The sequence below is a fragment of the Streptococcus sp. UBA632 genome (assembly GCF_002300045.1).
Classification (GTDB): domain Bacteria; phylum Bacillota; class Bacilli; order Lactobacillales; family Streptococcaceae; genus Streptococcus; species Streptococcus alactolyticus.
The window spans coordinates 11,148-30,034 of record NZ_DBPA01000025.1 but is presented as its reverse complement, the minus strand read 5'-3'; the positions used below and the strand labels follow the sequence as shown (position 1 = coordinate 30,034).

The window sequence follows — 18,887 nt, the reverse complement described above, 5'->3', positions numbered from 1 at the left end:
TGTAAGAAGGAGAGTGTGTGTCTTGTCTATTATTTAACCGAACCACCTGTGATGCCTTCAACGTAGTATTTTTGCATAAACATGAAGAGCAAGGTGATTGGGATAGCAATGATAACCGAACCAGCCGTGAATGACATGAACCATTCATTGATGGTATCTTGTTCAAGCATTGAGAAGAGTCCGATAGCGACAGTGTATTTACTTGTCGCATCACCAAGGATAACTTTGGCAAAGATGAAGTCAATCCAAGGTCCGATAAAGGCCATCAAAGCAGTGTAAACGATAATTGGTTTTGATAGTGGCAAGGTGATTTTAAAGAAAATATCAGCGCGTGTTGCCCCATCAATCATTGCTGATTCATCAAGTGAATACGGGATGGTATCAAAGAAGCCTTTAGCAATGTAGAAACCGAGTGCGGCACCAGCTGAATAAACCAAAATCAAGGCTAGTAGGGTTTGGTCAAGGTTGAATGCCTTTAAGATGTAGTAAACGGCAATCATACTCATGAAACCCGGGAACATATTCAAGACAAGGGCAATTTTAAGGAAACCATTGCGGTGTTTGAATTTGATACGGCTCAATGAGTAAGCCATAGCTACTGTGATAAAGGTTGAAATGATACATGAAACGGTTGCAACGTACAAGGTGTTTAAGAACCATTGCCCAAAAGGAAAGGCACTTGACGTAAAGAGCTTGATGTAGTTATCCAGTGTCCATGTTTTTGGAATAAGGTAGTTAACATACGCCGTTCCTTCGCCACGAAAACTGGTTAAGACAACCCAAACGATAGGGAAAAGCCAAATGATTGATAAAACAATCAATAAAATATAAACAAATGTTAGTGTTAATCGCTTTTTGTTTTTCATTATTTTGCAACCCCTTCTTTATAAGAACTTGTTCTTGTATAAGCTAGAAGACTGAAGACTGCAGAAAGAACAAAGATGATGATACCGATAACAGAAGCTAGGTTGTAGTCTGCCGCGGTAACGGTCAGTTTGTAGAGCCAAGTAACCAGCAAGTCTGTGCTACCTGCTTGGTAGTAGTTTGAGTTTGTTGGTCCTCCACCTGTTAGCAGGTAGATAACGTTGAAGTTATTGATGTTTCCAATAAACTGTTGAATCAAGTTTGGCATCATCACCAACAAAATTTGTGGGAAGGTAATTGACTTGAAGATTTGGAACTTACTTGCTCCGTCAATTTCAGCCGCTTCGATTTGTTCTTGTGGCAAGTTCATGATGATACCAGTTGCAACAAGCATTGTTACTGGAATACCAACCCACATATTCACGATGATAATTGAGAATTTCGCCCAAATAGGGTCTGATAAGAATGGAAGTGGATTTGCTGCTGAAATCAACCCAATTTTTTCAAGAATGGCATTAACAGGACCAGCATCGTTAAGCAAGTTTCTCATGATAAGAAGAGAGATGAACTGCGGAACGGCGATGGTAATAACAAAGATTGTTCGCCATAATTTTTTAAATCGCAAGCCTTTAGTGTTGATGATCAAAGCCAAGACAATACCAAAGAAGAAGTTGGTTACAGTGGCAAATACCGCCCAAATCAATGTCCATGATAGAACAGGGAAGAAAGTTCCCGCCATGCGTCCATTGAAGATGCTACCAAAGTTAGAGAAACCGACCCAGTCAAATAAGCTCTTAGGTGGCAAGTGGTTGTGGTCGTAGTTGGTGAAGGCCAAACAAATCATGTAAATCAATGGCAAGACAGTGAACAAAAGCACTCCTAGCAATGGAATAGCCATCAAAGTCATGTGGAAACGACCGTTAGCCAAGGTTTCAAAATCTTCTTTAAAAGATGGAATTTTTAAATGTTCCTTGTCCAAAACATACAAATTACGGGCGCTTTTTAGGTTACACCAGTAAATATAGACAAAGAAAAGACAGAAAATCAAAGAAGCCAAACCAAAAATGAGGAGCAGCATTGAGTTGTCACCCTCCATGGCAACCTTCATCTTAATTCCGCCGACATCTTTTTCCACCAAACCTTGAGCATTTGTTCCCAAAGTAATCAAGCCGTTAATACTTGGAATGACCTGAGTCACAAAGGCGATTAAAAAGAGTATCTCAGACAGTAAGAATAACAAGCCTTTGATAAACTGTTTATGATAGAGATTTGAAAATCCCATTATTAAAAATGACAGTTTTGTATCAAAGCCACCTTTTTTGAAAGCCTCTTGAACCGTCACACTGTCAAAATGATGTGAGTTAAACATACAAAGCTCCTTTATATTACTGAAAAAATAAAGTGGGGAAGCACTTCCCCACTTTACATATGTCTTATTTAGCTGCTGCTAAATCTGCATCAAATTCTTGTAATTTCGTGAGGTATTCACTACTTTGAATTTTACCATTATAGACATCACTTAAAAGAGCAGCACTTTCAGTCCAGAAAGTAGTCATTTGACTAAGTTTAGGTGTAACGACTGTGTAGTCAGAAGATGAAGCCATTGTGATAACAGCTTGTGCCAATTCATCAGATTGTACTTTATCAGATTTTTGAACTGCTTTGTTTGAAGGGATGATGTTACGTCCTTCGTAAGTGAATTGATTTTCTTGACTTTCTTCGCTAGTCAACATAGATGCGAGTTTGTAAGAGGCAGCAATACGGTCAGTGTCAGAACCAGCAGGTGCTTGGTTTACAGCGAAAAGTTTCACACCAAGGAAGGCTTTTTGTTGAACGTCTTTACCACCAATGTTGATTTTTGGATAAACAGCGATACCAAGATTGTCTTTACCAACAGCTTCTTGAGCAGCTGACAAGTCCCATGGTCCTGTTTCGATAGCAGCTACACTGCCATCACCAAATTTAGACATTGTGTTTTCAGCAGTTGTATTGACGAAACCGCTGTTGTTTTTCTGGTCAGCAATCCATTCAAGAACAGAAACACCAGCTTCGTTTGCCCAGTTTGTACCGTCAACAGTTTCACCGTTTTCACCAAACAAAGTATCACCAACAGACATGAACAATGGAGCAGTGTCATAAGCGTTCATAGATTTGAAGGTATCACCAAATGTTGCTTTAGTTGTGATGGTTTCATAGTTCTTCACATCATCCGCAGACAATTTGCTCTTATTATAGAAGAGTACCTGTGATTCAATACCAAATGGGAAAGCATAAGTTTTACCATTGTATTGTGCGCCGGCAATCGCTTGCTCAGTTGCTTGTTCGCTAATTTCTTTAGCGTAATCATCTGGAATTTCTTGGATAACACCAGATTCAACTAACTGACCAAGTTGGTCGTGTGGAAGTGAAAAGACGTCTGCAGCTTTTTCAGGGTCTTTTTTAACGTTTTCCTGAGCTTTAGAGTCGTTTGATTCGATGATGTTGACTTTGTAGCCAGATTCATCTTCGAATTTCTTCACGATTTCTTCGTAAGAGGCTTTAGCGCCTGTTGGAACCCACAATTTAATTGTTTTATCAGATGATGACGAACTTGATGATTCCGATGATGAGGAATTCGAACAAGCCACTAACACACTACTAGCAAGTGTTAGGCCAGCGCCAGCAAGGAACAATTTTTTCCAGGTATTCTTCTTCTTCATGTTTTCCCTCCTAGAGAAAGATTTTTAATATTTTTACACTTACTATTATGCAACCGTTTGCATCTATTGTCAATAACTTTTTTGAAAAAATTTTAATTTATTTTCAAACCTACCCCCTAAATCATAACAAAATGTAATCGAATACAATATTTTAGTTATAGGTTTTGTATTGTTTTTAGAAATAAAGCTATATAATTAAAATAAAAGAGTGTATTTTGTTAAGCAAACGGTTGTCTAAAAAATATCTATTGGGTATAATGGGTAGCAAAAGAGTTGATAAAGATTTTACATTATCTTGTCAGTTTACGGATTCTAGTATAAAATGAAAAAGGAAAAGGAGAACTAGATGGTTACAATTAAAGATGTCGCGGCTAAGGCGGGGGTCAATCCCTCAACCGTCAGTCGTGTGTTAAAAGACAATAAATCCATTTCTCAAAAAACAAAAGACAAGGTGCGACAGGCTATGGCTGAATTGGGTTATGTGCCAAATGTCGCTGCACAAATGTTGGCAAGCGGTTTAACCTATAATATAGGCTTGATTTTTCCGCCTCTGCTAACTCCTGACCGCCTTAGTGAACCCTTCTTTATGCAAATTCTTTCTACTATTACAAGTGAAGCAAAATTGCATGATTTTACTGTTTCAATTGCAACAGGGATGACCGTTGATGAATTAGAAGAACAGGTGAAATTGATGTACCGCCAAAAGCGTGTGGATGGTTTTATCGTTTTATATTCTGACCCTGAAGACCCTGTTCGTCGTTACTTGATGGATAATAAGGTTCCTTTTGTTATCGTTGGTGCACCTGAAGGTTATGAAAATGACATTACCTATATTGATAATGATAACCAGTTGATGGGAAGACGGGCTGTTGAGTACTTATATGAAAAAGGGCATCACAACCTTTTGTTTGTGACCGATGACTTGCAATCTGAAGTATCAGCAGAACGTTATTTTGGTTACTTGCGTGGCACAGAAAAATTAGGCTTGAAAAGCCAGCCAGCTCTCTTGTTTGACCGTAGAGAGCCTATGGTTATAGAATCCTTCATTCAACAGATTAAGGAGCAAGAAGCTACAGCCTTGATTGTAATTGCCGATACCATATCTGTTCGGATCACGCAATTGTTGCATTACTACCAATTAAGTGTGCCAGATGATATTTCGATTATTACCTTTAACAACTCTTCTTATTCAACCTTGATTCATCCTTATTTGACTACGTTTGACATTAATATTACAAATTTAGGTCGAACCAGTTTTAGAAGGTTACTAGAATTGATAAAATCACCGAAAACATCTATCACTGAAAAAATCATAGTACCGTTTATTTTGCGAGAACGCGAAAGTGTGCGTCAGATTTCCGGTGAAGAATAAGTCTATTCTAATAGCATAACGAAAGCTTTTATAACTCATTTTGCTTTGAGTGATGAAAGCTTTTTTTATTTTTTAACAAAAATAGTTGACTTATGCAAACGCTTGCGTTATAATTGCAATGTAAAAAGTTTTGTTGATGAAGGAGAAAAAACGTATGAACCAACGCACAAGTGGCGTATTAATGCATATTACATCACTTCCTGGCACTCAGGGAGTAGGAACGTTCGGAAAAGAGGCGTATGAATTTGTTGATTTCCTAGTGGAAACAGATCAAACGTACTGGCAAATTTTACCGCTGACTACTACTAGTTATGGTGATTCCCCTTATCAATCATTTTCTGCTACTGCTGGAAACACACACCTTATTGATTTAGAGCAATTGGCGGACCAAGGTTTCCTTGACCGTGCTGCATTTGAAGGTGTTAACTTTGGAGATGATGTTGAGTCAGTTGATTATGCCCGTATTTTTGACCTACGTCGTCCTATTTTAGAACAAGCCGTTAAAGGATTTTTGAGCAACCCAGCTCGTGTTGAAGAATTAGCACAATTTGAGCAAGAAGCAGATTGGGTACAAGATTACGCTGATTTCATGGCAATCAAAGAATCATTTAATAACAAAGCCTTGCAAGAGTGGGATGATAAAGCAATTGTTAGAAGAGAAGAACAAGCGCTTAACGCTTACCGCGAGCAATTGAAAGATGCGATTTTATACCACAAAGTAACCCAATATTTCTTCTATCAACAATGGGCTGAATTGAAACGTTATGCTAACCAAAAAGGCATCCAAATCATTGGAGATATGCCAATTTACGTTTCTGCAGACAGTGTAGAAGTTTGGACAATGCCTGAACTCTTCAAAGTAGATGCTGAAAAGAATCCACTTTGCATCGCAGGTGTACCAGCTGATGAATTTAGTGATGACGGTCAGCTTTGGGGCAATCCAATCTATGCATGGGAAAATCACGCTAAAACCAACTATGCTTGGTGGGTTTACCGTATCAAAGAAGGCTTCAAGTTGTACGATTTATTGCGTATTGACCACTTCAAAGGCTTCTCAGACTACTGGGAAATCCGCGGTGACTACCAATCAGCAAACGACGGTAGCTGGCAACCAGGTCCAGGGCGTGCCTTGTTTGATGTCGTGAAAGAAGAATTAGGTGACTTACCAATCATCGCTGAAAACCTTGGTTACATTGATGAAAAAGCGGACCAACTTTTGAAAGATACTGCCTTCCCAGGTATGAAGATTCTAGAATTTGGTTTCTACGATGTTGAAGGTAAGAGTATCGACGCACCACACAACTGCGACGTGAATAGTGTTGCTTACAACGGTACACACGATAACGAAGTGGTTAACGGCTGGTATGCTAATTTAACAGAAGAACAACAAGCTTTTGTGGATGCATACACACACCGTTGTGACAATGAACCAATCACACAAGCTATGCTACGTACTTTGTTTGCAACAGTTAGTCACATTGCGATTGCGACAATGCAAGACTTGCTTGACAAACCTGCAGAAAGCCGCATGAACATTCCAAATACTGTTGGTGGCAACTGGCAATGGCGTATGCGCAAAGAAGATTTGACGGATGACCGCAAAGCCTTCTTGAAAGACATTACAGCGCTTTACTGTCGTAAAAACCCAAACAAAGGATAAGAAAAAGTAAAGGATATACACATGACTACTACATTTACAAACTATCTTGAACATAAAGGACAAACACTTGCTGACATGAGCAACGAAGATATTTACGTCGCTCTTTTACACTTCGTGAAAGAACTAGCTGCAGAAAAACCAAAAAATACAGCTAAACGTAAAGTCTACTACATCTCAGCTGAATTCCTTATCGGAAAACTCTTGTCAAACAACCTAATCAACCTTGGTATCTATAAGGAAGTTAAGAATGAATTGGCAGCAGCAGGCAAATCAATTGCTGAAGTGGAAGATGTTGAATTAGAACCATCTCTTGGTAATGGTGGACTTGGACGTTTGGCATCATGCTTCATCGATTCAATGTCAACACTTGGCATCAACGGTGAAGGTGTCGGGCTTAACTACCACTGTGGATTGTTCAAACAAGTTTTCGTGGACAATCAACAAGAAGCAGAAGCTAACTACTGGATTGAAGACGATTCTTGGTTGGTTCCAACAGATATTAGCTACGATGTGCCATTCAAAGATTTCACGCTTAAATCACGCCTAGACCGTATTGATGTTTTGGGTTACAAACGTGATACGAAAAACTATCTCAACTTGTTTGATATCGATGGTTTGGATTATGGTTTGATTCACGATGGTATTTCATTTGATAAAACAGAAATCAAGAAAAACTTGACGCTCTTCCTTTACCCAGATGATTCTGATAAAAACGGTGAATTGCTTCGTATTTACCAACAATATTTCATGGTATCTAACGCAGCACAATTGTTGATTGATGAGGCTATCGAACGCGGTTCTAACTTGCACGATTTGGCAGATTACGCTTATGTTCAAATCAACGACACACACCCATCAATGGTTATCCCAGAATTGATTCGTCTATTGACTGAAAAACATGGCATTGCCTTTGATGAAGCTGTTGCTATCGTGAAAAACATGGTTGGTTACACAAACCACACAATCTTGGCAGAAGCCCTTGAAAAATGGCCTCTTGACTACCTAAACGAAGTTGTACCACACTTGGTAACAATCATCGAACAATTAAATGAACTTATTGCTAGCGAATACAGTGACCCAGCTGTTCAAATCATTGACGAATCAGGTCGTGTTCACATGGCACACATGGATATTCACTTCTCAACTTCAGTAAACGGGGTTGCAGCCCTCCACACTGAAATCCTTAAAAACAGTGAATTGAAGCCTTTCTACGATATTTACCCTGAAAAATTCAATAACAAAACAAATGGTATCACTTTCCGTCGCTGGTTAGAATTTGCCAACCAAGACTTGGCGGATTACTTGAAAGAGCTTATCGGTGACGACTACTTGACTGATGCGACTAAGCTTGAAAAATTATTGGCTTATGCAGATGACGAAAGCGTTCATGCTAAACTAGCTGAAATCAAGCACAACAATAAATTGGCCTTGAAACGTTACCTCAAAGAAAACAAAGGTATCGAGTTGGATGAAAACTCAATCATCGATACTCAAATCAAACGTTTCCACGAGTACAAACGTCAACAAATGAACGCTCTTTATGTGATTCATAAATACCTTGAAATCAAACGTGGTAACTTGCCAGAACGCAAAGTAACGGTTGTCTTCGGTGGTAAAGCAGCTCCTGCCTACACTATCGCTCAAGATATTATTCACTTGATCCTTTGCTTGTCAGAATTGATCAACAACGATCCAGAAGTGAACCAATACCTCAACGTTTTCTTGGTAGAAAACTACAATGTAACCGTTGCTGAGCACTTGATTCCTGCGACAGATATTTCTGAACAAATCTCATTGGCATCTAAAGAAGCTTCTGGTACTGGTAACATGAAATTCATGCTTAACGGTGCTTTGACACTTGGAACAATGGATGGTGCCAACGTCGAAATCGCTGAATTAGCTGGTATGGATAATATTTATACATTTGGTAAAGATTCTGATACGATTATTGACCTTTATGCAACAGAAGGCTATGTTTCAAAAGATTACTACGAAAACGATGCCGTTATCAAAGAAGCAGTGGACTTCATTGTGAGCGACGATGTGGTTAAACTTGGTAACGCAGAGCGTCTAGAGCGTCTTTACAATGAACTTATCAATAAAGACTGGTTCATGACGTTGATTGACCTTAAAGAATACATCGCTGTCAAAGAACAAATGCTTGCAGACTACGAAGACCAAAAAGTTTGGATGACAAAAGTCATCAAAAACATTGCAAAAGCTGGATTCTTCTCATCAGATAGAACAATCGAACAATACAACGACGAAATCTGGCACAGCAAATAAGCTTAAAAATGACCTAATCATTATGATTAGGTCATTTTTTGTCTGAATGATGATAGAAATATAAGTTTTATGCATTTTTATTCAAAAAATGATTGACAAATTCCTTAAAAGCAGCTAAAATAAAGAAAAAACTAATAAACGGAGAATAAATATGAAAATCAAAAAATTAGTATTAGGGATTCTTGGTTTAGCTTTGTTCATGACTTTGACAGCTTGTGGCAGCTCGTCTAATGAAAACCTTCAAGAAAAAATTGAGAAAAAAGGCAAACTCGTTGTCGCTATGAGCCCAGACTATGCTCCATTTGAATTTAAAGCTTTGGTGGACGGTAAAGATACCGTTGTCGGTGCTGATGTGCAATTGGCTCAAGCGATTGCAGACGAATTGGGAGTAAAATTGGAAATTTCATCAATGAGCTTTGATAACGTGCTATCAAGCCTTCAAACAGGTAAGGCAGATATGGCGATTTCAGGTTTGTCACCAACAGAAGCTCGTAAAAAAGTTTACGATTTCTCAGATCCTTACTATGAAGATGAAAATGCCATCTTGGTAAAAGCTAGCGACGTTGACAAGTACACCTCAATTGATAGTTTGTCTGGAGCAAAAGTAGCTGTTCAAAAAGGAACTGTCGAAGAAGACTTGGCTAAAAAGCAATTGGAAAATGCAAACATCATTTCATTGACATCAATGGGTGAAGCCATCAATGAATTGAAATCAGGACAAGTTCAAGCTGTTGACCTTGAAAAACCTGTTGCAGAAGGTTACTTGGATCAAAACCCAGATTTGGCTTTAGCAAGCTTTGCGCTTAAAACAGGTGATGGTGATGCCAAAGCTGTAGCTATGCCAAAAGACAGTGGTGAATTGGTTGATACCGTTAACAAAGTCATCAAAAAACTAAAAGATGAAGGTAAATACCAACAATTCATTTCAGACGCTGCTAAATTGACTGGAAGCAGCAGCGACGAATAACATCAATAGTTTAAGGACCTTTTGAGGTCTTTTTTTGTGAGCGTTTTGATTGCTTTTTTTAAAAAAGTAGGTAAGGTATGACTCATAAAAAGCCATAAAAGAGGGAGATTAGAGATGAATTACCTTGCTCAAGTGATGCTGTATGTTGACCATACAGAAAAGTTGTGCTCAATTTTGGGTGGATAAACTAGGTTTTACATTAAAACAAACCATGCCTGGACCAGATGGCGCAAAGATATTTGTCTTAAGTCCGACACCTGAGGCAGAAACAGCTATTGTCTTGCTGGATAAAGAGGCAGTAGCAGCTTACTCACCAGAACTTGTTTTAGCCACCCCATCTTTGATGTTTCATTGTGACGATGTCGCCTTAAAGCGTGAAGAACTTTTAAAAGCTGGCGTTCACGTGGGTGCAAATAGGAAAAACTTTGGCTTGTAATTTTTGTAATCCCGAGGGATATTATTTCGCTTTTTCTGAGTAAGCAAAAAAGCGACCACTTGAAAAGTAGCCGCTTAGGAGATTATGAAAAAGAAAGTTTATTAGGATTGTCTATAGTATAGAGTTCTTTCCTTAAAGAAGTCATAAGTTTGGGAATAAAAAACATGTTTTCAAAAAATAAATACATTTTTATGCACGTAAGGATTGACCTTTTTTCATAATTTTGGTATTCTTATTAAGAACGTGTAAATGTTACATTATCTTGAGGAGGTGAGACACATGTCAAAAACAGTAGTACGTAAAAACGAATCTTTAGACGACGCACTTCGCCGTTTCAAACGTTCTGTGACTAAAGCTGGGACTCTTCAAGAATCACGCAAACGTGAATTCTACGAAAAACCTTCTGTAAAACGTAAACGCAAATCAGAAGCAGCTCGCAAACGTAAAAAATTCTAATAAAATCTTAGATAAAAAAGAAGAGACGCTAGGCGTCTCTTTTGTCATTCTTATTTTTCTTTTAACAAATCACGAATTTCTGTAAGCAATTCTTCTTGAGTCGGTGCTGCATCTTCTTCGGCATCTTCTTGGTTTTGTTTGCCTAGAGATGTTGCGACATTAGCTGCTTTGACGATGAAAAATAGGGTTGTACCGACAATCAAGAAGTTAAGAACGGCACTAAGAAAGCTACCATAAGCCACACCATTCCAAGATAACTCAGTGATTTGCTCAACCCCAGCAGCTTTCAAAGCGGGTGTTAGGAAGAGTGGTGTAATCACATCTTCAACGAATGAAGTGATGATGGCATTAAAAGCAGCCCCAACAATCACGGCAACAGCAAGGTCTAAGACGTTAGCCTTAAACAAAAAATCCCTCAATTCCTTTATCATAAGAAACCTCCTAAAAAAATAAAACGTTTACAATAGTATTATACCAAAAAGTGGCAAAAATGCTCTAAATATGCTAAATTCTAAAAAATTTACAAAAAACCTTGAAAATGGTATAATAAGTTTCAAAAGTATAATGGGATTAGTGTGTGGAGGTGGTGTTTTTGGCAATCGACAAAGAATTAATTTCCGAGATTAAAGGTCACGTGAATATTGTGGAAGTCATCGGTGAAGTTGTTGATTTGACACGTGCTGGTCGTCATTATGTTGGCTTATGCCCTTTTCATAAAGAGAAAACCCCATCCTTCAACGTGGTTGAGGATAAGCAGTTCTTTCACTGTTTTGGCTGCGGAAAATCAGGGGATGTTTACAAATTTGTAGAAGAATACCGCCAAGTTAGTTTTTTAGATAGTGTGCGCCTGCTAGCAAAACGTGCAGGTATTACCATACCAAATGATAGACCGCAACAAGTTGAAACCAGGACCCAAAACCCTAATCAATTGTTGTTGGATATTCAAAAGGATGCGGCTAAGTTTTACAGTGCCGTCTTGAAAACGACAAAAGAAGGGCAAGAAGCTAAGGCTTATTTACATAGTCGTGGTCTAACAGACGATGTGATTGATTATTTTAACATTGGTTTGTCGCCCAAGGGCTCTGATTTTCTCTACCAATCTCTCTCAAAACATTACGATGAAAAGGTTTTGATGAACTCAGGTCTTTTTAATTTCTCTGAGCAATCAAACCGTTTCTACGATGCTTTTCAAAATCGTATCATGTTTCCTTTGACAAATGACAAGGGGCGGATTGTCGCCTTTTCAGGGCGCATTTGGTCACGAGAAGATGTGGAAAGTCAGCAAGCAAAGTACAAGAACACGCGTTCTACCGTTATTTTTAATAAATCGTACGAACTGTACCACTTGGATAAGGCACGTCCTAGTGTGAGTAAGACCCATGAAGTTTACCTAATGGAAGGTTTCATGGATGTGATTGCAGCTTACCGTTCAGGAATTGATAATGCAGTAGCTTCTATGGGGACTGCTTTGACACCTGAACATGTCAGCCATTTGAAACGCTATGCTAAGAAAGTGGTTTTGACCTATGATGGTGATGCGGCCGGACAGCACGCTATTGCTAAATCTTTGGAACTGTTGAAGGGGTTGGATGTTGAGATTGTCAGTCTACCTGATAGAATGGATCCAGACGAATTTGTTCACAAAAATTCACCTCAGGCTTTGGCTAATTTATTAGAAAATTACCGTATTAGCAGCACGGAATTTCTGATTCATTACTTGAAGCCTGAAAATAGCGATAACTTGCAATCAGAAATTGCTTACGTGGAACAAATTTCAAAGATTATCGCGCAAACTCCTTCTATTACGGCTCAAAATTCGTATATTAGTATGGTGGCTGATTTGCTCCCTGATTTTGATTACTATCAGATCGAGCAATCTGTCAACAATGAACGCTTACAAAACCGTTCTGCCATGCAGGGTAATTATGCCAAACAGGCTGTGACAGTAGTGGAGTTGCCCATTTCAAAAAAAATCTCTGCTATTACAAGGGCGGAGTGCCAGCTCATGCACCGTCTGTTAACGCATGATTACCTGCTTAATGAATTTCGCAATAACGATCTATTTGCCTTTGATACTAAGGAATTGCAGGTTTTATATAACTTATTGTTGCAAGAAGGGGAGTTGGATTCCTATGATTTGGCACAATTAGATGAATCAACGCGTCAAATGTACTATCGCGTTTTAGAAGAAAATTTACCAGATGAGATTTCAACGAATGAAATAGAAGAGATTATTGACCGTCGCAATCGTCTTCTCCAAGAGCGAGAGTTGCAAAAGCAAGGCAAACTTGTCCGTGAATCGAGCCACCTTGGAGATGTAGATACTGCATTAGCAGCTTTAGAAAATCTCATTGCTCAAAAAAGAAATATGGAATAGAGGAAAATATGGCAAAAGAAAAAGAAATCACAACCTTTAATGTTCAAGTTGCAGAATTTATTCGTAATCATAAAAAGGATGGAACTGCCATTGATATAGAGGTTACTGAAAAATTAGTTATTCCATTTTCATTGGATGCTGATCAAATTGATGACCTTCTAGAGCGTTTAACGGATGGTGGTATTTCCATCACAGACAAGGAAGGTAATCCTTCAAGCAAGTACGTTGTGGAAGAACCAAAGCCAGAAGAATTGACTGACGAAGAGTTGCTTGGTAGCAATTCTGCTAAGGTCAATGACCCTGTCCGTATGTACCTTAAAGAAATTGGTGTTGTTCCTTTGCTTACTAGCGAGGAAGAAAAAGAATTGGCGGTTGCCGTTGCTAAAGGTGACCTTCAAGCCAAACAGCGTTTGGCAGAAGCAAACTTGCGTTTGGTGGTTTCTATTGCCAAACGTTACGTTGGTCGTGGGATGCAGTTCCTTGATTTGATCCAAGAAGGCAATATGGGCTTGATGAAAGCCGTTGATAAATTTGACTACTCAAAAGGGTTCAAATTCTCAACTTATGCGACTTGGTGGATTCGTCAAGCGATCACGCGTGCTATTGCTGACCAAGCCCGTACTATTCGTATCCCTGTTCACATGGTAGAAACCATTAACAAATTGGTTCGTGAACAACGTAACCTCCTTCAAGAGCTTGGACAAGATCCAACGCCAGAACAAATCGCTGAACGCATGGACATGACACCTGACAAGGTTCGCGAAATCTTGAAAATTGCTCAAGAACCTGTTTCTTTGGAAACCCCAATCGGTGAAGAAGATGACAGCCACTTAGGTGATTTCATTGAAGATGAAGTGATTGAAAATCCAGTGGACTACACAACGCGTGTCGTTCTTCGTGAACAATTGGATGAAGTGTTAGACACCTTGACTGACCGTGAAGAAAATGTCTTGCGCTTGCGTTTTGGATTGGATGATGGTAAAATGCGTACTTTAGAAGATGTCGGAAAAGTCTTTAACGTTACGCGTGAACGTATCCGTCAAATTGAAGCGAAAGCTCTTCGTAAATTACGCCATCCAAGCCGTAGTAAACAACTACGTGACTTTATTGAAGACTAATGAGTGAGAGGTTTGCCTATGTCAGAACAAAAGTACACTGAGGAAGAAGTTGCTAAAATCAAAGATCGTATCCTTGAAGCTTTGGAAATGGTTATTGATCCAGAGTTGGGAATTGATATTGTGAATCTTGGCCTTGTTTATGAAATTCGTTTCAACCAAGATGGTCATACAGAAATTGATATGACCTTAACAACAATGGGTTGCCCTTTGGCTGACCTTTTGACAGACCAAATTCATGATGCGATGCGTGATATTCCTGAAGTCACTAAGACAGAAGTGAAGTTGGTTTGGTATCCTGCTTGGACAGTTGATAAGATGAGCCGCTATGCTCGCATTGCTCTAGGCATTCGATAATAGATGAAAGAACAGCAAGAGCCTTGCTGTTCTTTTTTGAATTATTAGTGCTTTTTTCAGTAAAATAGTGTAAAATGAAAGGGAATGAAGTAAAGGAGAAAGACTTGTTATGATTTTAATTACAGGTGCTAATGGTCAATTAGGTTCAGAAATGCGTCATTTATTGGACGAACGTGATGAAGAATACGTTGCAGTTGACGTTGCCGAAATGGACATCACAGACAGCGAAAAAGTGGATAAAGTATTTGCTGAAGTAAAACCAACTCTTATTTACCACTGTGCTGCCTACACTGCAGTTGATGCGGCAGAAGATGAAGGTAAAGAATTGGACTACGCCATCAACGTGACAGGAACTGAAATTATTGCTAAAGCAGCTGCAAAATACGGCGCAACACTTGTTTACGTTTCTACAGACTACGTTTTTGATGGTGACAAGCCAGTCGGAGAAGAATGGGAAGTTGACGACAAAGCGAACCCTCAAACAGAATACGGTCGCACAAAACGTTTGGGTGAAGAAGCAGTTGAAAAATACTTGGATAACTACTATATCATCCGTACAGCTTGGGTATTTAGTAACTACGGTAAAAACTTTGTCTTTACCATGCAAAACCTTGCTAAAACACATGATACCTTAACTGTCGTTAATGACCAACATGGTCGCCCAACATGGACACGCACCCTGGCAGAATTCATGACTTACTTGACTGAAAACCAAAAAGCATTTGGTTACTACCATTTGTCAAATGACGCTGATGAAGACACTACATGGTATGATTTCGCAGTTGAGATTTTGAAAGATACAGATGTGCTTGTTAAACCAGTTGATTCAAGTCAATTCCCAGCAAAAGCAAAACGTCCATTTAACTCAACACTTAGCCTTAAAAAAGCCAAAGAAACTGGTTTTGTGATTCCAACATGGCAAGATGCCTTGAAAGAATTTTACAGACAAGAAGTGAAAGAGTAATCACTACCTTTTGAACAGGGTAGGAATCTGGTGAATAATCAGATTCCTTTTTTATTTAGCCAGCCTATGTAAAATGTGGTATAATGGAAAATGATTGTATTTTAAAGATAGAGAGGTCTGCTATGCAACACGTTTTTATCATTGGAAGTCGCGGGCTGCCTGCAAAATATGGTGGCTTTGAGACTTTTGTTGAGGAATTGGTTACACATAAACAAAGTGCAGACGTGTATTACCATGTGGCCTGTCTAAGCGATAAAGAACATCATACACATTTTCAGTATGCGGGTGCAGATTGTTTTACCATTAAGGCGCCTAAGCTTGGTCCAGCGCGTGTCATTGCTTATGACATGATGGCTATCAATTATAGTCTTCAAATGGTGAAAAAAGAACAGATTGCGCATCCTATTTTTTATGTTTTGGGAAATACGATTGGCGCTTTTATTGATCCTTTCATTCGAAACATCCACGCTGTCGGAGGGCAGTTGTTTATCAATCCAGATGGTCTTGAATGGAAACGGTCAAAATGGTCAAAACCCGTCCAATGGTATTTAAAACAGTCTGAAAAAATTATGGCAACATCAGCTGATTTGGTGATTTCAGATAACGTTGGTATAGAGGAGTATATTAAAACCTCTTATCCTAGTGCCAAAACAACCTTTATTGCTTACGGAACAGACTTACAAAAATCGGCATTAAGCCCTGAGAGTGCTAAAGTGCAGGAGTGGTTTCAGCAATGGCACATTAAAGAGAAGGGGTATTATCTGATTGTTGGGCGTTTTGTGCCTGAAAACAATTACGAAACAGCTATCCGTGAATTTATGGCGTCAGATACCAAGCGTAAACTAGTCATCATTTGCAACCACGAGGGCAATGATTATTTTGACACCTTGAAACGCTTGACGCATTTTGACAAGGATGAGCGAATTCGCTTCGTGGGAACGGTTTATGACCGTGAGTTGTTGACCTATATTCGTGAAAATGCTTTTGCTTACATTCATGGTCATGAGGTTGGTGGTACCAATCCAGGCTTGTTGGAAGCTTTGGGGCACACGAATCTTAATCTGGTTTATAATGTTCCCTTTAACCAATCAGTGGCAGCTGCTAGTGCCCTGTATTGGACAAAATCGTCTGGCAATCTTGCGCAGTTGATTAACGATGTGGACCAACACCAGGATTTTGCCGAATACGGCAGGCGTGCGCGTGTGATTATTACAGAACATTACACGTGGGAAAAAATAGTAGGAGAGTATGAGGCACTGTTTTTAAATGAAAATTAATATTCTCATGTCCACCTACAATGGGGAGATGTTTTTAGCCGACCAAATCAAAAGTATTCAAAATCAAACGGTTAAGGACTGGACATTATACATCCGCGATGATGGCTCGAGTGATAAGACAAGAGATATTATTAACGCATACGCCCAAGCCGATTCACGGATTGTCTTTATCAATCCCGAACATCAAAACAATTTGGGAGTGATTCGAAATTTCTACACGCTTTTAAAACATAGCGAAGCAGATTATTATTTCTTTTCTGATCAGGATGATATTTGGTTAGAAAACAAGCTTGAGGTGACATTAGCAAAAGCCAAAGCGTATCCGTCTGATAAGCCTTTGTTGGTTTATACGGATTTGAAAATTGTCAATCAGGAATTGACCGTGCTGCACGAGAGCATGATTAAGACGCAGTCTGACCATGCTAATACCGAACTTGTTCAAGAATTGACTGAAAATACGGTTACTGGCGGAACCATGATGATCAATCACGCTCTTGCCCAGTATTGGAATGAGGCAGATCATCTGTTGATGCATGATTGGTATTTAGCACTTGTGGCTAGTGCAATGGGGTTGCTTATTTATATTGATACCCCGACTGAATTGTATCGCCAACACGATCACAATGTGCTTGGAGCCCGCACATGGACCAAGCGCATGAGGAACTGGTTAAGACCTCATAAGCTTGTGGCGAAGTATTGGTGGCTGATTGATTCGAGCCAAGAGCAGGCAAAGTTATTGTTACATTTACCTTTGTCGCCTGAAAATAGGCAATTGGTCAATGCTTTCACAACGCTTTTAGAACAGTCTTTATTTCAGCGCATAGCCATCTTAAGAAAATATAATTTACGAAAAAATAGAACGTTTCATACTCTTGTGTTTAGAACATTAATCATTACCAAATTTGGTTATAGGAGAAAACGATGACATTTTTTAGCAAAAAAAACAGAATATTACTAAATGAAATGGTCAAAACGGATTTTAAACTGCGTTATCAGGGGAGTTTGGTTGGTCATTTGTGGTCAATTTTGAAACCTTTGATGCTGTTTACCATCATGTATTTGGTCTTTATCCGCTTTTTACGTCTAGATGATGGGACACCGCACTATGCCATTGGTGTCTTGCTTGGGATGGTGACGTGGTCATTTTTCCAAGAAGCAACTAGTATGGGAATGGTTTCCATTGTTAGTCGAGGCGACTTGCTACGGAAACTGAACTTTTCAAAGGAAATTATTGTTATTTCATCTGTTGTTGGGGCTGCTATCAACTACGGTATTAACTTGCTAGTTGTGTTTGTCTTTGCCTTGATTAATGGGGTGCAACCAGACTGGAAATTCTTGGTGATCATTCCCTTATTTATTGAATTAGCCTTACTTTCAGCAGGGATAGCCTTTATTTTATCAACCTTATTTGTTAAATACCGCGACTTGGGTCCTATTTGGGAAGTTGTCATGCAAGCTGGTATGTATGCAACCCCTGTTATCTATTCTTTAACATTTATTATTCAAAAAAATCAAGTGACTATTGCTAAGTTAATGATGCTTAATCCGTTAGCTCAGATTATCCAAGATTTGCGTCATTACATTGTTTACTCAGGAAGCATGCGTGGTTGGGACTTGTATAACCACCATATTTGGGCACTTATCCCATACTTATTGCCGATTGTTATTTTTGCGATTGGGTATGCTATTTTCCATAGAAATGCTAAGAAATTTGCGGAGATTTTATAATGTCAGAGAAAGAAATTGCAGTAAAAGTTGATCATGTTAGTAAAGATTTTAGATTACCAACAGAAGCAACTCAAAGTTTACGTACAGCGTTAGTTAATCGTTTCAGAGGAATTAAAGGTTACCGTGAACAACATGTTTTGAAAGACATTTCATTTGATGTTTATAAAGGTGATTTCTTTGGGATTGTTGGTCGAAATGGTTCAGGAAAATCAACGCTTTTGAAAATCATTTCTCAAATTTACGTTCCTGAAAAAGGGACTGTTACCGTAGATGGTAAAATGGTGTCTTTCATTGAATTGGGTGTTGGTTTTAACCCTGAATTAACAGGA

At 38.9% G+C, this 18,887-nt stretch carries 18 protein-coding genes; 14 read left to right on the top strand and 4 right to left on the bottom strand.

Going from position 1 to position 18,887, the window contains the following annotated elements; all coding sequences use genetic code 11:
* Positions 1–29: 29 nt before the first annotated feature.
* From B3473_RS03295 to B3473_RS03285, 3 genes are all read right to left on the bottom strand, one after another.
* Entirely contained in the window at positions 30–866 is an 837-nt protein-coding gene (locus B3473_RS03295) for a sugar ABC transporter permease (protein WP_154454686.1), read from the bottom strand.
* Positions 866–2,233 carry a carbohydrate ABC transporter permease gene (locus B3473_RS03290; RefSeq protein WP_154454687.1) on the bottom strand — a complete coding sequence of 456 codons (1,368 nt, stop codon included), beginning with the start codon at positions 2,231–2,233 and terminating at the stop codon, positions 866–868. Before B3473_RS03290 ends, B3473_RS03295 begins: the two co-directional genes overlap by 1 nt.
* 64 nt (positions 2,234–2,297) lie before the next feature.
* Positions 2,298–3,563 (bottom strand): extracellular solute-binding protein, encoded by a 1,266-nt coding sequence (locus tag B3473_RS03285; RefSeq protein WP_269725513.1) that lies wholly within the window; start codon positions 3,561–3,563, stop codon positions 2,298–2,300.
* A 346-nt stretch (positions 3,564–3,909) separates the two neighbouring features.
* Between B3473_RS03285 and B3473_RS03280 the strand changes: the two genes are divergently transcribed.
* The 6 genes from B3473_RS03280 to rpsU all read left to right on the top strand — a co-directional run bounded on the left by B3473_RS03280 (position 3,910) and on the right by rpsU (position 10,740).
* Complete coding sequence (locus B3473_RS03280) at positions 3,910–4,935, top strand: LacI family DNA-binding transcriptional regulator (RefSeq protein WP_204984506.1); 1,026 nt, start codon at positions 3,910–3,912, stop codon at positions 4,933–4,935.
* Positions 4,936–5,089: 154 nt separating this feature from the next.
* Positions 5,090–6,595, top strand: coding sequence for a 4-alpha-glucanotransferase (malQ, locus tag B3473_RS03275; protein WP_154454689.1), 1,506 nt, complete (start codon positions 5,090–5,092; stop codon positions 6,593–6,595).
* Positions 6,596–6,616: 21 nt separating this feature from the next.
* On the top strand, positions 6,617–8,881 hold the full coding sequence (gene glgP, locus B3473_RS03270; RefSeq protein ID WP_154454690.1) for a glycogen/starch/alpha-glucan family phosphorylase: 2,265 nt from the start codon (positions 6,617–6,619) through the stop codon (positions 8,879–8,881).
* A 151-nt stretch (positions 8,882–9,032) separates the two neighbouring features.
* Positions 9,033–9,848 carry an ABC transporter substrate-binding protein gene (locus B3473_RS03265; RefSeq protein WP_154454691.1) on the top strand — a complete coding sequence of 272 codons (816 nt, stop codon included), beginning with the start codon at positions 9,033–9,035 and terminating at the stop codon, positions 9,846–9,848.
* 142 nt (positions 9,849–9,990) lie between these two features.
* A complete protein-coding gene (locus B3473_RS03260; RefSeq protein ID WP_293652156.1) occupies positions 9,991–10,284 on the top strand; it encodes a hypothetical protein in 294 nt (97 codons plus the stop codon).
* Between the two features lie 279 nt (positions 10,285–10,563).
* On the top strand, positions 10,564–10,740 hold the full coding sequence (gene rpsU / locus B3473_RS03255; RefSeq protein ID WP_000048058.1) for a 30S ribosomal protein S21: 177 nt from the start codon (positions 10,564–10,566) through the stop codon (positions 10,738–10,740).
* Between the two features lie 50 nt (positions 10,741–10,790).
* Here rpsU and mscL read toward each other — a convergent pair whose 3' ends face one another.
* The gene (gene mscL / locus B3473_RS03250) at positions 10,791–11,171 is read right to left on the bottom strand and encodes a large conductance mechanosensitive channel protein MscL (RefSeq protein ID WP_269725510.1); all 381 of its coding nucleotides are present in this window, start codon (positions 11,169–11,171) and stop codon (positions 10,791–10,793) included.
* Between the two features lie 161 nt (positions 11,172–11,332).
* Between mscL and dnaG the strand changes: the two genes are divergently transcribed.
* The 8 genes from dnaG to B3473_RS03210 form a co-directional block, all read left to right on the top strand.
* Complete coding sequence (gene dnaG, locus B3473_RS03245; RefSeq protein WP_293651186.1) at positions 11,333–13,117, top strand: DNA primase; 1,785 nt, start codon at positions 11,333–11,335, stop codon at positions 13,115–13,117.
* 8 nt (positions 13,118–13,125) lie between these two features.
* Positions 13,126–14,235: an RNA polymerase sigma factor RpoD gene (gene rpoD, locus B3473_RS03240; RefSeq protein WP_154454693.1), complete on the top strand. Its 1,110-nt coding sequence runs from the start codon at positions 13,126–13,128 to the stop codon at positions 14,233–14,235.
* A gap of 18 nt (positions 14,236–14,253) precedes the next feature.
* The gene (locus B3473_RS03235; protein WP_154454694.1) at positions 14,254–14,589 is read left to right on the top strand and encodes a metal-sulfur cluster assembly factor; all 336 of its coding nucleotides are present in this window, start codon (positions 14,254–14,256) and stop codon (positions 14,587–14,589) included.
* A gap of 109 nt (positions 14,590–14,698) precedes the next feature.
* The gene (rfbD, locus tag B3473_RS03230; RefSeq protein WP_154454695.1) at positions 14,699–15,553 is read left to right on the top strand and encodes a dTDP-4-dehydrorhamnose reductase; all 855 of its coding nucleotides are present in this window, start codon (positions 14,699–14,701) and stop codon (positions 15,551–15,553) included.
* A 122-nt stretch (positions 15,554–15,675) separates the two neighbouring features.
* A complete protein-coding gene (gene cps2T / locus B3473_RS03225; protein ID WP_235280973.1) occupies positions 15,676–16,830 on the top strand; it encodes a beta 1-4 rhamnosyltransferase Cps2T in 1,155 nt (384 codons plus the stop codon).
* A complete protein-coding gene (locus B3473_RS03220; protein ID WP_168260597.1) occupies positions 16,820–17,755 on the top strand; it encodes a glycosyltransferase family 2 protein in 936 nt (311 codons plus the stop codon). The genes cps2T and B3473_RS03220 overlap by 11 nt, the downstream gene beginning before the upstream one ends.
* A complete protein-coding gene (locus tag B3473_RS03215; RefSeq protein ID WP_235280971.1) occupies positions 17,752–18,558 on the top strand; it encodes an ABC transporter permease in 807 nt (268 codons plus the stop codon). Before B3473_RS03220 ends, B3473_RS03215 begins: the two co-directional genes overlap by 4 nt.
* The coding region (locus B3473_RS03210; RefSeq protein ID WP_293651184.1) for an ATP-binding cassette domain-containing protein at positions 18,558–18,887 on the top strand (330 nt) is incomplete at its 3' end. The genes B3473_RS03215 and B3473_RS03210, both read left to right, overlap by 1 nt.

Coding starts and splice junctions, on each gene's coding strand:
- B3473_RS03265 (WP_154454691.1), top strand. CDS start 9,033: ATGAAAATCAAAAAATTAGTATTAGGGATTCTTGGTTTAGCTTTGTTC.
- B3473_RS03290 (WP_154454687.1), bottom strand. CDS start 2,233: ATGTTTAACTCACATCATTTTGACAGTGTGACGGTTCAAGAGGCTTTC.
- mscL (WP_269725510.1), bottom strand. CDS start 11,171: ATGATAAAGGAATTGAGGGATTTTTTGTTTAAGGCTAACGTCTTAGAC.
- B3473_RS03215 (WP_235280971.1), top strand. CDS start 17,752: ATGACATTTTTTAGCAAAAAAAACAGAATATTACTAAATGAAATGGTC.
- B3473_RS03285 (WP_269725513.1), bottom strand. CDS start 3,563: ATGAAGAAGAAGAATACCTGGAAAAAATTGTTCCTTGCTGGCGCTGGC.
- malQ (WP_154454689.1), top strand. CDS start 5,090: ATGAACCAACGCACAAGTGGCGTATTAATGCATATTACATCACTTCCT.
- B3473_RS03295 (WP_154454686.1), bottom strand. CDS start 866: ATGAAAAACAAAAAGCGATTAACACTAACATTTGTTTATATTTTATTG.
- B3473_RS03235 (WP_154454694.1), top strand. CDS start 14,254: ATGTCAGAACAAAAGTACACTGAGGAAGAAGTTGCTAAAATCAAAGAT.
- rpsU (WP_000048058.1), top strand. CDS start 10,564: ATGTCAAAAACAGTAGTACGTAAAAACGAATCTTTAGACGACGCACTT.
- B3473_RS03280 (WP_204984506.1), top strand. CDS start 3,910: ATGGTTACAATTAAAGATGTCGCGGCTAAGGCGGGGGTCAATCCCTCA.
- cps2T (WP_235280973.1), top strand. CDS start 15,676: ATGCAACACGTTTTTATCATTGGAAGTCGCGGGCTGCCTGCAAAATAT.
- glgP (WP_154454690.1), top strand. CDS start 6,617: ATGACTACTACATTTACAAACTATCTTGAACATAAAGGACAAACACTT.
- rfbD (WP_154454695.1), top strand. CDS start 14,699: ATGATTTTAATTACAGGTGCTAATGGTCAATTAGGTTCAGAAATGCGT.
- B3473_RS03220 (WP_168260597.1), top strand. CDS start 16,820: ATGAAAATTAATATTCTCATGTCCACCTACAATGGGGAGATGTTTTTA.
- B3473_RS03260 (WP_293652156.1), top strand. CDS start 9,991: ATGTTGACCATACAGAAAAGTTGTGCTCAATTTTGGGTGGATAAACTA.
- rpoD (WP_154454693.1), top strand. CDS start 13,126: ATGGCAAAAGAAAAAGAAATCACAACCTTTAATGTTCAAGTTGCAGAA.